The 12,326-nt window shown below is 29.7% G+C and carries 12 protein-coding genes, 1 pseudogene and 1 riboswitch; of the genes and pseudogenes, 5 read left to right on the top strand and 8 right to left on the bottom strand.

Annotated elements, in window-relative coordinates:
- Nucleotides 1–250 precede the first annotated feature (250 nt).
- Both OIO11_RS12875 and OIO11_RS12880 read right to left on the bottom strand, forming a co-directional pair.
- The gene (locus OIO11_RS12875; protein WP_268071855.1) at nucleotides 251–1,006 is read right to left on the bottom strand and encodes a CsxC family protein; all 756 of its coding nucleotides are present in this window, start codon (nucleotides 1,004–1,006) and stop codon (nucleotides 251–253) included.
- A 230-nt stretch (nucleotides 1,007–1,236) separates the two neighbouring features.
- Nucleotides 1,237–1,500, bottom strand: coding sequence for a hypothetical protein (locus OIO11_RS12880; protein WP_268071856.1), 264 nt, complete (start codon nucleotides 1,498–1,500; stop codon nucleotides 1,237–1,239).
- Nucleotides 1,501–2,296: 796 nt separating this feature from the next.
- Between OIO11_RS12880 and OIO11_RS12885 the strand changes: the two genes are divergently transcribed.
- The gene (locus tag OIO11_RS12885) at nucleotides 2,297–2,665 is read left to right on the top strand and encodes a GNAT family N-acetyltransferase (protein WP_268071865.1); all 369 of its coding nucleotides are present in this window, start codon (nucleotides 2,297–2,299) and stop codon (nucleotides 2,663–2,665) included.
- A 31-nt stretch (nucleotides 2,666–2,696) separates the two neighbouring features.
- Here the strand turns inward: OIO11_RS12885 and OIO11_RS12890 are convergent, their stop codons facing one another.
- Genes OIO11_RS12890 through OIO11_RS12905 form a run of 4 tightly spaced genes read right to left on the bottom strand, consistent with a single transcriptional unit; the run spans nucleotide 2,697 to nucleotide 5,479 of the window.
- A complete protein-coding gene (locus tag OIO11_RS12890) occupies nucleotides 2,697–3,449 on the bottom strand; it encodes an ABC transporter ATP-binding protein (protein ID WP_268071857.1) in 753 nt (250 codons plus the stop codon).
- A complete protein-coding gene (locus OIO11_RS12895; protein WP_442781301.1) occupies nucleotides 3,430–4,443 on the bottom strand; it encodes an ABC transporter substrate-binding protein in 1,014 nt (337 codons plus the stop codon). Before OIO11_RS12895 ends, OIO11_RS12890 begins: the two co-directional genes overlap by 20 nt.
- A 12-nt stretch (nucleotides 4,444–4,455) precedes the next feature.
- Nucleotides 4,456–5,217: an ABC transporter permease gene (locus OIO11_RS12900; protein WP_268071859.1), complete on the bottom strand. Its 762-nt coding sequence runs from the start codon at nucleotides 5,215–5,217 to the stop codon at nucleotides 4,456–4,458.
- The gene (locus tag OIO11_RS12905; protein ID WP_268071866.1) at nucleotides 5,189–5,479 is read right to left on the bottom strand and encodes a thiamine-binding protein; all 291 of its coding nucleotides are present in this window, start codon (nucleotides 5,477–5,479) and stop codon (nucleotides 5,189–5,191) included. Before OIO11_RS12905 ends, OIO11_RS12900 begins: the two co-directional genes overlap by 29 nt.
- 167 nt (nucleotides 5,480–5,646) lie before the next feature.
- Nucleotides 5,647–5,754: riboswitch (TPP riboswitch) on the bottom strand.
- Nucleotides 5,755–6,033: 279 nt separating this feature from the next.
- On the opposite strand from OIO11_RS12905, the gene OIO11_RS12910 reads away from it, so the two are divergent.
- On the top strand, nucleotides 6,034–6,615 hold the full coding sequence (locus OIO11_RS12910) for a GDSL-type esterase/lipase family protein (protein WP_268071860.1): 582 nt from the start codon (nucleotides 6,034–6,036) through the stop codon (nucleotides 6,613–6,615).
- Nucleotides 6,616–6,893: 278 nt separating this feature from the next.
- Nucleotides 6,894–7,967 carry an HD-GYP domain-containing protein gene (locus OIO11_RS12915; RefSeq protein ID WP_268071861.1) on the top strand — a complete coding sequence of 358 codons (1,074 nt, stop codon included), beginning with the start codon at nucleotides 6,894–6,896 and terminating at the stop codon, nucleotides 7,965–7,967.
- A gap of 21 nt (nucleotides 7,968–7,988) precedes the next feature.
- On the opposite strand, the gene OIO11_RS12920 is transcribed toward OIO11_RS12915, so the two are convergent.
- Complete coding sequence (locus tag OIO11_RS12920) at nucleotides 7,989–8,270, bottom strand: DUF503 domain-containing protein (RefSeq protein WP_268071862.1); 282 nt, start codon at nucleotides 8,268–8,270, stop codon at nucleotides 7,989–7,991.
- 185 nt (nucleotides 8,271–8,455) lie between these two features.
- A complete protein-coding gene (locus tag OIO11_RS12925) occupies nucleotides 8,456–10,039 on the bottom strand; it encodes a DEAD/DEAH box helicase (RefSeq protein WP_268071863.1) in 1,584 nt (527 codons plus the stop codon).
- 342 nt (nucleotides 10,040–10,381) lie between these two features.
- Here OIO11_RS12925 and OIO11_RS12930 point away from each other — a divergent pair, with 342 nt between their 5' ends.
- Nucleotides 10,382–11,953, top strand: a complete 1,572-nt coding sequence (locus tag OIO11_RS12930) for a sigma 54-interacting transcriptional regulator (protein ID WP_268071864.1) — start codon at nucleotides 10,382–10,384, stop codon at nucleotides 11,951–11,953.
- A 238-nt stretch (nucleotides 11,954–12,191) separates the two neighbouring features.
- Nucleotides 12,192–12,326 (top strand): annotated as a pseudogene (locus tag OIO11_RS12935) (methionine gamma-lyase); the annotation flags it as partial.

The raw sequence follows: 12,326 nt of genomic DNA on the forward strand, positions 1-12,326 counted from the left end.
TCTTTGCCTGCTTTCACAGTCCTTTTTAACGATACGGCAGAATTTACTTTATGTTACGACCTGTATTCTCGCTCGCACCCTTTCGGGTTACTTTACCCCCACGCTTCAAACCCAATATTTCTACTACACTTGGTGGTTGGCTACAAGGCTTCTTGGCAATTACCTTGACTGGACTTTCACCAGCTAGTATGGTCCAGCTTAGCTGGACGCACGGGGAATAAAAGAATGTTGCTTCGCAACATTCTTAATATTATTCTATACATTCGCAGCCATTTTTTTTATCTATATTTACTTGTTGTAATTGTAATACTTTAATTCTAAGGTAAACAACCATTTTTTCTATTATTTTTTTATAAGGGTGTGGGTCAGTAGTACATACTTTATCTCTATGAAGATCTGCTTCATATATTCTAGCTTCTTCTAATTCACAATAAGGTTTTTCTGTATAACATATAACTTCTTCAAAATTTTGTTCACATTCAATTGCTCCAATAATCTTATCTTCACAATCACAGCACTGTTTACCGCACATTAGCTCTATTTCTGATGCAGGTTTTCTAACACAAATTATTGGTGGTACATCATATTCAACTTCAGTTACACATCTGAAAGGAACATCTACTGTCATATGCTTTATATCTCCACATACTGCGTCCTCTGAAGCACAACATACTGTAGCATACTCTATATTTTTTCTAACAAATCCTTCTAAGAACAATTTTCCATTTCTAACTTTTTTATTAGAATGACCTCTTCCTGCTCTAGCAATTAGCTTACATTGAGTTAGAAATACATCTTTTTTTATTCTTTTAATTTCATAATATGGTTCTTTAAATTCGATTTTTGCTTCAACATCTATTTGAATATCTTTTTCAGCCAAAACTACTGGTATTTTAGCTACTAATGGACCATAAATACCTTTTGGTTTAATATCTTCCCCATCACATAAAGGTAATGTTTTTGCTTTTATTCTACCACAACAGGTCGGCTTGTAATTATCTTCCATTTATATTTTCCCCCTTTGATCTGTAAAACGTAAAGATAGCTTTAATAGCAATTCTGCCAATTACTATTTTTACATCTAATACATACTATGCATTGCTTGTCCTTATGTTGATTATCTTTATGAGTTTATTATATGTTTTCAACTACTGATAAAGGTAAGAATTTCATTTAATATAAATAGAAAAATCCTAATGAGAATCAACTTCTCATTAGGATTTTTCTATTTAAGATTTATATTGCACTTTCTATAAAATATACTAATCCAATTATTATCCCTAAACAAGCCATTATATTTAATGCCTTTAAAGGATTTCTATTTATTAAAACTTTTTTCTTTTCTTTTTCTGCATAATGTTCCATACGATGTGAAAAATAGGGTACATTAATTTTCTCCATTCTGCAATAAAGCTCCATTCCATCCTGTGATGATTTTCTTTCTTTATTAATAGCCTTACTTAAAATTATATCAGAAATTTCATTTTTTACTCCGGGCATGAACATACGTATAACCTCCTAATAGTAATTTATCCTCTAATTTTGAACTGCTTTTTCCCACAAAAATTTCCCTGCTTGTAAATTTTACTGCTTTAATCATCTTTTTTAATCTCCTCCTTTTTAGATTTTTATAAATATAAAAATCCGTGGTTTATCCACGGCTTTATAACAAATTAAACAAAGATATACAATGTAATCCTACAAATTAACATTATTATAAAAAACACAAAGCCATGGGTTTAATAACCCATGGCTAAATATTACAATTTAATTCATAATGACATACTTTATGTTATAAAATCATATTTATGGCAGAGTTATCAAAGCTAATCATATATACAGTTTTAATCATTGGAAACATATTTTTATTATTCATAACTCTACCTCCTTTTAAATATTTTAACAGTTGTGCTCATATCATAACTCATTTGTAATATAAAGTCAATAATTATTTTGTATAATTTTCAAGTATATGAATCATCATAATAATATAACATTTTTTCACAAAAACTATTTACAATACAATACTAATATGCTAATATCCTAAATAATAGTGAGTGTGTCTAGATTTTATCGAGCGGCACAGGGATAGTATCCTACACGTAGCAAATTTTAATCCTACGGAGTCACCTTATATAAGTGATTCTGTAGGTTTTTTTTATTTTATTTGTAAGGGGGATTTTTATGAAAACTTCAATGAAATTACTAAAAAAAAAGACACCAAGTTTCTTTTTCTTTAGAAGATGCAGTTATCAAAAATGCCAACGATATAAACAAAGAATCTGCTATTACCTTTATTAAAGAAGCCAACTTAAAAGGATTTGCTAGAAAAATTGATACAGAAGAAGCTTCTAAAATGTTGTGTGAAAAAAGTGAAGAAGAAGATTGGTTATTCCTAATTAAAGATAAAAAAATAGTAGCTCAAGCTAATATTCAAACTTTTACTGAGGACATTAACCAAATAGGTGGAGTATATACTTCTGAGGAACATCGTAGAAAAGGCTACTGTAAAGCTGTAGTATCTGAAATATGTAGAAGAATTTTAGGTAGAGATAAAATGCCTACATTGATGGTAACTAAAAATAATACTCCTGCCGTAAGTGCATATTCTTCTCTTGGATTTACTCACTATGATGATTATCTTATTATTCAGTTTAAAAATTAAAGTATGCAGGAATTTAACTCCTGCATACTTTTTATAGTACATTCAATATTTTTCTTTTAATATCATTAAATTCTTTTGTTGTAACTATGTCTTTACTTGTTCTATTTTCTAGCTTAACTTCTACTTCCTCTTTTATTCTTGCTGGCTTATCAGATAAAATATATATTCTATCTGATAGGAATATAGCCTCTTCAATATCGTGAGTTATAAACAGCACAGTTGAGTTTAGATTTTTTATTACATCTAAAAGCCAAAAGTGCATTTTACTCCTGGTTATTGCATCTAAAGCTCCGAAAGGCTCATCAAGAAGCATTATATCTTTAGAAAACATATATGTTCTAAGAAGTGCCGCTCTTTGCTTCATTCCCCCTGACAGTTGATGAGGGTATTTTTCTTCAAATCCTTCAAGTCCAAAAGTCTTAAAATATTTAGACACTTTTTCTCTTGCAGCATCCTTCTTTTCCCCTTTTAAGACAAGAGGCATTGCTGCATTATCAATTATTTTTTTCCACGGAAGAAGTAAATCTTTCTGATACATATAACTTACTTGACCAGTTTTTCCAGTATAATCATCTTGGTTAATTATAACCTTACCACTATCTGGCTTTAAAAGCCCTGAAATTATATTGAAAATAGTACTCTTTCCACTCCCACTTGGTCCAAGCAAACTCACAAATTCATTTTCTTTTACATAAAAGCTTACATCTTCAATAACAGAAGTGCTGTTAAAATTCTTTTTTATTTTATCTACTCTCAGCTTTTTATTATTCTGGCAAATATTCATTTGTAAAAGCCTCTTTTACATCCATAAGCTTAGAAATTAATCCCTTTTCATTAAGGAATTGTGTATAGTTATTCCAAACCTCTTCCTTCATTTCTCCCCATCTTTTAGCATCTGCTTTATATTCTTTTGCTAAGTATTTTTGACTAGCTACTGCAAGTTTTTCATCTATTTCCGGTACATCCTTTAATAAAATTTTAGCTGAATCTTCAGGATTTTCTATGCAGTACTCATATCCTTTACTAGTTGCCTTTAAGAATTTTTTTGCTAGCTCTGGATCATTTTTAAGTGTATCTTCATTTGCTATGATTATTGGAGTATAATAATCCATTCTCTTATCTAACTTACCTAAATCTATATAGTTAATAGGAAAACCTTTAAGCTCTGCTTCTATTCCTGTCCATCCATAAAAAATCCATTCAAAATCTACATTTTTCTTAGTAATTGTAAAGAAATCATCTGAACCTGCATCCACCATTTTTAGCTTAGAGAAATCTGCTCCCTGTTTTTCCATTAAAGCTTTCAATACCTGCTCTTCTGATGGAGAACCCCATCCCCCATAAGTTTTACCTTCAAAATCCTTTGGTGAAGTAATATTTTTTTCCTTTGGTGATGCAAAACCTGATGTATTGTGCTGGATAACAGTCGCAATAGCCTTTATAGGAAGTGGTTTTTCCGCTGTTCTTGCATAAGTTACCTCTTCTTGATAACTAATTCCAAAGTCACCTTTTTTAGCTGCAATCAAATCAGCTGCTCCACCTTCTGAAGGCTGAATTATATTTACATCAAGTCCCTCTTCCTTATAATATCCTTTATCTTTTGCAACATAAAGTCCTGTATGATTGGTATTAGGAACCCAATCAAGTATTACAGTTACCTTTTTTAATTCCTTTTCCCCTTCCTTTTTAGCTGTATTTCCACCAGTACTACAGCCTGCAAATAATACAGTTGATAATGTAACTGCTGCAATCATTGATAAAATTTTTCTCTTCATAATTTACTACCTCCATTAATTTCTTCTATTCCATGGTGTTAATATGTGTTGAACTAAAAATAATATCCCAAATAAAGCCATACTTAAAAAAATTATAATTATAACTACAGCCAAAACCTTATCCATAGCAAAGGAATGTTTTACTCTCATCATATAAAAACCAAGCCCAGCGTTAGACCCTACCCATTCTCCTATTACTGCTCCCATAACACTATAAGTGGCAGCAATTCTAAGTCCTGAAAAAAAGTTAACTAAAGAAGCTGGAAACTTTACCATTTTAAATATTTGAAACTTAGTTGCACCCATAGATTTTAAAAGATTAATCATATCATTATCCACAGAATTTAGCCCATCCATAAGACTGATTAATATTGGGAAAAAACATACTAAAACTACAACAATTATCTTTGGAAGCATGCCAAATCCAAACCACATTCCAAATAAAGGTGCCAATACTACAGTTGGTATAGTTTGTGACACAACTAATATAGGATATAATGACCTTCTAATTACCTTGATATTATCCATCAGCACAGCCAAAACCACAGCTAAAATAACTGAAGTTACAAATCCTACCAGCGACTCCTTAAGCGTAATGTATATGTGTCCTTTTATATTAGGAAGTATATTAAATAGTGTAGAAACAACATCTGTTGGTGAAGGAAGAGTATATCTTTCTATCATACCTTTATCTACAATAAGCTGCCATATTATAATTAAAATTATTTGAAACAATATAGGAATTATCTTATTTCTTATACTTATATGTTTTTTCATTCATAGTCACGCCTTCAGGTTTATAATCTATTTTTACAATGGATACAACTCTAGCTGCTCCTTCTTTTACACAAATATCTTGAGCTTTTTTTACTATTTCCATAAGTTCATCTAAATCACCTTCCATTGTAGTTTCCATAGGTCCTACTTCATACTTGACTCCACAAGAATCTATGTATTCGATAACCTTGTCTACCACAGGATAAATTTTTTCTTCTTTTACCACTGGCAGGATTTGAAGACTTACATTAATGTTTTTCATTGTTCCCTCTCCATTCTTTTTTATTACTTTTTCCATAATACACAAATAAATTTCTTCTTACTTTTGCAATTTATTTATCAAGTAATTGAACTAAAATAATCCCTTTATTCTCAACAGAATAAAGGGATTTACATTTGCTTTATACAAATCTAACTCATAAATTATATAAGCTTAACTTATATTCTCCCTCCGCCGGAATTACCCAGTTCAGGTTATAAGGGTCGAAATTTAATAATTTCCTCTCAGCCGATATATCAGCTCCCCTGTTTCATTATAATATTTTCTCTTTGTATCCATGTTACATAATAAAAACCTATATGTCAAACTTTTTTAATAAATCATTTTCATTTACTAATAATCTAAAATTTTGCAACAGCTTTTCACTTTGAAAATCATTGTCAGCCTCTTTGCTCTAGTCAATATACCCCAGTATATTCCTTTATTGTAAACTCGTCAATTTCACATAAAAAACGCATAAAACTATTTTTTCACCAAATAAAGTTATATACTTAAATTGATATAATAATATATATGCTTAAATGGAGGTTAACACAATGAAAATAGTATGTATAGGTGATAGTTTAACTTTTGGATATGGAGTTAGCAGATATGAAAACTGGCTGCATCTTATTAATAATAGAAATACTATGGAAGCTATTAACAAAGGAATTAATGGTGACACAACTGCTGGTATGATTTTTAGATTTTACGAAGATGTAGTATTAAACAATCCTGAATATGCCTTTATTATGGGTGGTACAAATGACTTTCTAATGAATTGTTCAGTAAATTATGTTAAAGAAAATATTAGAGAACTTATAACGGAGGCTAAAAAAGAAAAAATGAAAGTAATTTTAGGAATTCAACCTCCAATAATTTCTCATTTAGCAAATGCTTATTGGCAATCCGGAGATAACTATGATGAAATAAATCTAAAGCTTAATGAATATAGAAACTGGGTAGTAGATTTTGCTAATTCAAATAAAATAATGTACATAGACTTTTATAAAGAATTTACACATTACTTGAATAAAGTTAATGAAGAGGTTCTTTACATTGATGGCATCCATCCAACTCCTAAGGGTCAAGAAATAATGGCTGATTTATTTATTAAAACATTATTATTTGAAATATAATCAACCCTTAAAATAAAGTTAATTATATGTACTATTATTGTTATTCTATTTTATAGGAGTATCAGAATTATTAGTGATGGATAAATTCATTTATTTTTCTTCATACATAATGTATAATTACATTATGTATACTTGTTAAGATTATGTAACAATGTGAATTCATATAATAAATTATTTTTATTCCCTTAATCCTATGATATTATTATAATAAATGCTATTTTATAATTAAAGCAAATCATCATAATGTGGACTTTAGTATATAAGGAGATTTGATTGTTATGAGAAAAATATCAGTTTCACAAATACAAGGTACCGAAACTTTGGCAAAACCTATATATGATGGCTATGGTAGAGTTTTATTAGCAACAGGCATAACTCTAAAACCAGGCTATAAAATGAGATTAACCCAAATGGGCATAGCATCTGTTTACATAAATGATGAATTCTCAGAAGGAGTAGTTCTAGAGGATTTCATTTCAGAGCGTACAAGGCAAGAAACCAAAACTATTATTAAAAATGAATTTCATAAATTTATGACCAAAAGCAATACATCTTCTAGTGAAATTATTAAAACTGTTGACAATATAATTGAAGACATACTTTCAAGAGAAGAAGTTATAATAAATATTTCAGATATAAAATCAAAAGACCAATATCTATATGAACACTCTGTTAATGTCTGTGCTTTATCTGCACTTATGGGTGTTCACTTAGGCTATAACAAACTCCATTTAAGAGAACTGGCAGTAGGTGCTCTTCTTCATGATCTTGGAAAACTTCTAACTCCTGAAGATATTATAAACAAATCTAAAATAGATAAACTAAATGATGATGAAATGTCTATTTTCAGAAATCATTCCCTAGATGGTTATGAAATTTTAAATGAAAAATATGATATAAGTTATGTATCTAAAGCAGTAATTCTTATGCATCATGAAAATTGTAATGGAACTGGCTATCCATTAGGTCTTACAGAGGATAAACTGCACGAAACAGTAAAACTTGTATCCATATGTAATACCTTTGATAATCTTACCTCCGACTTTTACGACAAAGAAAAACTGGAGGTTTATGAAGCACTAGAATATATTACAGCTATGAGCGGTACTTTATTTGATAAAAAATTAGTAGAAGTGTTTACTCGAAATATAGCTGCTTATCCTTCTGGAACCTTTATAAGACTTAATACAAATGCTTCAGGAATAGTACTAAAACAAAACAAAGATTTTCCTTCAAGACCTATCATAAACTTAATCTTTGATGAAGAAGAAAATAAGTTAACTGAACCAAGGCAAATAGACTTATCAGCAGAAACTACTTTATTTATTGTAAAAACTTTAGAAAAACTATAAGAATGTTGCTATGCAGCATTCTTATAGTTTTTCTATATCTATCTTCTCAATAAGCGCTTCCGTATTTCCTTCTATATAATCTACTACATTTTGTATAACTGTATTAGCTTGCCTTGATGTATTGCTTACACAGGCAATTCCTATTACTATGGATTTATGATAATCTTGATTTTCTACTTCTGCAATTGACACATTATATCGGTGTTTAACTTTTGCTATAATGCTTTTTACAATCATTCTTTTCTCTTTGAGTGAATGAACCCAATTTGCATATAAATAAATTTTTGCAGTTCCAATAATCATAATTCACCACTCCTAATCATTGTTCAACCATTTTATAGTTTTCCCGATTTTTTATTGCACCTTTATATTACTATATCATTATATTTTATGCTATTTATGCATATATATATGTATAATTTTAATTTCATGTAAATATTAAAAGAAAATAGAGACCTTTTAGGTCTCTATTAAGTAAACATACTAATTTATCTAGAATTAGCAGGTTCTATATTTATTTTTTTGCCCTTTATTGTATTGTTTTTCATTATATCCAATACTTCTTTTGCATATTCCTTTGGTACTTCAACAAAAGTAAACTTCTCATATATGTCTATTTTACCAATTAACTTACCTGCTATTCCTGTTTCTCCAGCTATAGCTCCAATAACATCTTTTGCTTGTATTTTGTTATTACGTCCTATGTTTATAAACAATCTAACCATTCCAGCTTCTGCACCAGTCTCGCCTATTTCATCTGCTATATCCAACTCTTCTTTCTTTTCTTCGCCCATAGCCATTTTCAATAAAGCTGCTGCTACATCAATAGATGCATAATCCTCGTCAAGTAATTTTTCTACATAGTCAACGTATTTTCCTAAATGACCTTCTTCTATAACATTCTTAACTTTATCTAAGAAAATACTTGTTTTAAACTCTTCTACATCACTAACTGATGGAACTTCTTGACGTTTTATTTTAGTTTTTGTATATCTTTCAATATCCTTAAGCTTACGAAGTGCTTTACCTGCAACAAAAGTATATGCTGCTCCTGTTCTTCCTGCTCTTCCTGTTCTTCCTATTCTATGAACATAATATTCTTCATCTTGAGGCAAATCATAATTGAATACTGCCTCTACATCGTCTACATCTATACCCCTGGCAGCTACATCTGTTGCTACTAGAATTTCTATAGTACCGTTTCTAAACTTACCCATAACTCTATCTCTTTGTGGCTGCTTCATATCTCCATGAAGCCCGTCAGCAAAGTATCCTCTAGATTGAAGTTGACCAACAACCTCATCAACCCTCTTTTTAGTATTACAGAATATTACTGATAGTTTTGGATTGCACATATCAATAAGTCTAGATAAAACTTCAAGTTTTGCACTTTCTTTTACTTCTAGATATTTCTGTTCAATATTTGGAACAGTTAATTGTTTATGCACTACCTTCACAAGTTCAGGGTTTTTCTGATATTTTCTGCTTAAATCTAATATAGATTTTGGCATTGTAGCTGAAAATAGAATTGTTTGTCTTTCTTCAGGCATACCTTCTATAATAGTTTCAATATCTTCTCTAAATCCCATATCCAGCATTTCATCTGCTTCATCTAAAACAACCATCTTTACATCATTTATTTTTAATGTTTTACGATTTATATGATCTATAACTCTCCCAGGAGTACCAATAATTATTTGAACTCCTCTTTTTAACGCCTTGATTTGACGTTCTATAGGTTGCCCTCCATAGACAGCTAAAACATTTAAGTCTTCTTTATATTTTGCAAGTTTGTTTATTTCTTGTGCTGCTTGAATTGCCAGCTCTCTTGTTGGACATAACACTACAACTTGCAGCTTTTTATTTTCAGTTTCTATCATGTCTATAGCAGGAATACCAAAGGCTGCTGTTTTTCCAGTTCCTGTTTGCGCCTGCCCTGTTACATCTTTCCCATTTAATATTTCAGGTATAGCTTTTTCTTGAATTGGAGATGGTTCTTCAAATCCCATATCCGCAACTGCTTTTTTGATATCACTTGATATTGGTAATTCTTCAAATTTAATTTTTCCCATAATTACTTCCTTCCAAATTTTATTCTATGAACACTTAACTTAACTATTATATATGTATTATCTTCAATATGCAACGAATATATTAGTAAAAGCCCACATTTATTGTTAAAAAAATATAGACTTTTGAAAAATTTAAACTCAGTATATAATTGAGTATAAAGATTATTTAGATATTATTTCTATTTTTAGTAAATCTATGTTTTAATTTTTTAATTACATTATAGTTGTAAGTCTTAGTATTTTCATAAAGGTATTGAATCCTCTTGAAAATAGTATTATTCATATCCTACTTAAAGATATACAATTATGTTGAACCACAAATAAAAAATAAGGGTGATAAATATGAAAAAATTTATTAGGCTTGAAATACTTACAAAAGACAGAATTGGTATGACATTAGATATATTAGAGAAACTATATAATTTCAACATAAATCTGCATTCATTAGAAGTATTCCCCAAAAAGGTTTGTGTTAAAATAGAGAGTATGACTGACGATATTAAAGAACTGTTAAAAAAATCATTGTCCAGTTTAGAAGGTGTAAGCAGTATTAAAGAAATAGAACTTCTACAGCAGGAGGAAAATGAACGAAAGCTTCTTGCAACTATCGATTCGGTAGATGATGGAATAATGGCAATAAACAATAAACTGGAAATAGAAATATTCAATAGCTACTGTGAAAAAATATTTCATTGTAAAAAAGAAGAAGTTATTGGAACTAGTATAAAAAATTTCATAAACATAAATGCTCCTATGGTAACTTTACTGCAAACCGGTGAAAAATATGACAACGTTGAAATCAATATAAAAAACGAACGAGGTGAAAGTCATTATTTAACTACTGGAAGACCTGTAAAAGATGATAACAATAACACAATCGGAGTAGTTGCTTCAATTAAAGATATGGAACAAGCTATAGAAATAGCTAATGTAGTTTCATCTACTGAACAAGGTGCTTTCAAAGAACTCATAGGCAACTGCATATCAATGGAACGAGTAAAAAAATTATGTGCTTCAGTTGCTAAGAGTAATTCTACAGTTCTTTTAAGAGGTGAAAGTGGTACTGGAAAGGAGTTATTTGCCAAAGCCATACAAAATTTAAGTGATAGAAAAAATAAAAATTTTGTTACTATAAACTGTGCAGCACTTCCAGATAATTTAATTGAAAGTGAATTATTTGGTTATGAAAAAGGAAGCTTCACAGGTGCAAATGCTGCTGGAAAAGAAGGTCTTTTTAAAGAAGCTCATGAAGGAACCCTATTCTTGGATGAGATTGGAGAGCTTTCTATGGTACTTCAAGCAAAACTTCTAAGAGTTTTACAGGAAGGAGTTATTCGAAAAATAGGAAGTACAAAAGAAGAAAAAGTTGACGTTAGAATAATTGCAGCTACTAATAGGAATTTAGAAGAAATGATTAAGAGAGAAGAATTTAGAGAGGATTTATACTACAGATTAAATGTAATCCCTATATATATACCTCCTCTAAGAGATAGACTGGAAGATATCTCTAGCTTAGTTACTTTCTTTATAGACAAGCTGAATAAGAGATTAAACAAAAAAATTTCTGGAGCAGAATTAACATTTATTAATGCACTTATGGAATATAATTGGCCTGGTAATGTGAGAGAATTGCAAAATGTTATAGAAAGAGCTATGAACTTATGTTGGGATGATATGTTAAGATTAGAGCATTTAATTATAGATTTTAACGGCGGTACTAAAACTTGCAGTCCTAATTTTAATCTTGAAAAAGATCTTAAATTAAAGAATATAGTAGAAATTTGTGAAAAAGAAGCTATAATAAAAGCATTAAAAAATCATAAAAGCTTTCGTAAAGCAGCAAAGGCTTTAGGTGTTTCCCATACAACTATAGTAAACAAAACTAAGAAATACAACATACAATGTAAAGTTTAGTTTACACTCGTAAAGTTTTTTTTACACTTTTAAAGATAATATGGTCGAAAACGTTTAAATATTGTTCTGCTATTTTAATAGAACAATATTTAAACGTTTTTATTTTTTAGAATATATCATGTATTCCTCAATTTTATTAATGTTTAACTAAAAGTTGGCATGATGATTGCTTGTACAATATTACATAAAAATTAAGATGTATAACATTGATATAAATAAATTTAAGGGGGAGATATAAATGAATAAAGAACATATGGCAAATATGGGTTTTGGTACTAAAGCAATACACGGCGGACATGTAGGTGACAAACAATACGGAGCACTAGCTACTCCTATATACAGAACTTCAACTTTTATATTTGATTCAGCTGAA

The sequence above is a fragment of the Clostridium sp. ZS2-4 genome (assembly GCF_026719745.1).
In the GTDB taxonomy this organism is placed as follows: Bacteria; Bacillota; Clostridia; order Clostridiales; family Clostridiaceae; genus Clostridium_H.

Bases quoted from the DNA above. Each gene is read 5' to 3' on its own strand.
- OIO11_RS12875 (WP_268071855.1), bottom strand. From the start codon at position 1,006: ATGGAAGATAATTACAAGCCGACCTGTTGTGGTAGAATAAAAGCAAAA.
- OIO11_RS12880 (WP_268071856.1), bottom strand. From the start codon at position 1,500: ATGCCCGGAGTAAAAAATGAAATTTCTGATATAATTTTAAGTAAGGCT.
- OIO11_RS12890 (WP_268071857.1), bottom strand. From the start codon at position 3,449: ATGAATATTTGCCAGAATAATAAAAAGCTGAGAGTAGATAAAATAAAA.
- OIO11_RS12900 (WP_268071859.1), bottom strand. From the start codon at position 5,217: ATGAAAAAACATATAAGTATAAGAAATAAGATAATTCCTATATTGTTT.
- OIO11_RS12905 (WP_268071866.1), bottom strand. From the start codon at position 5,479: ATGAAAAACATTAATGTAAGTCTTCAAATCCTGCCAGTGGTAAAAGAA.
- OIO11_RS12910 (WP_268071860.1), top strand. From the start codon at position 6,034: ATGAAAATAGTATGTATAGGTGATAGTTTAACTTTTGGATATGGAGTT.
- OIO11_RS12915 (WP_268071861.1), top strand. From the start codon at position 6,894: ATGAGAAAAATATCAGTTTCACAAATACAAGGTACCGAAACTTTGGCA.
- OIO11_RS12920 (WP_268071862.1), bottom strand. From the start codon at position 8,270: ATGATTATTGGAACTGCAAAAATTTATTTATATGCAAATTGGGTTCAT.
- OIO11_RS12925 (WP_268071863.1), bottom strand. From the start codon at position 10,039: ATGGGAAAAATTAAATTTGAAGAATTACCAATATCAAGTGATATCAAA.
- OIO11_RS12930 (WP_268071864.1), top strand. From the start codon at position 10,382: ATGAAAAAATTTATTAGGCTTGAAATACTTACAAAAGACAGAATTGGT.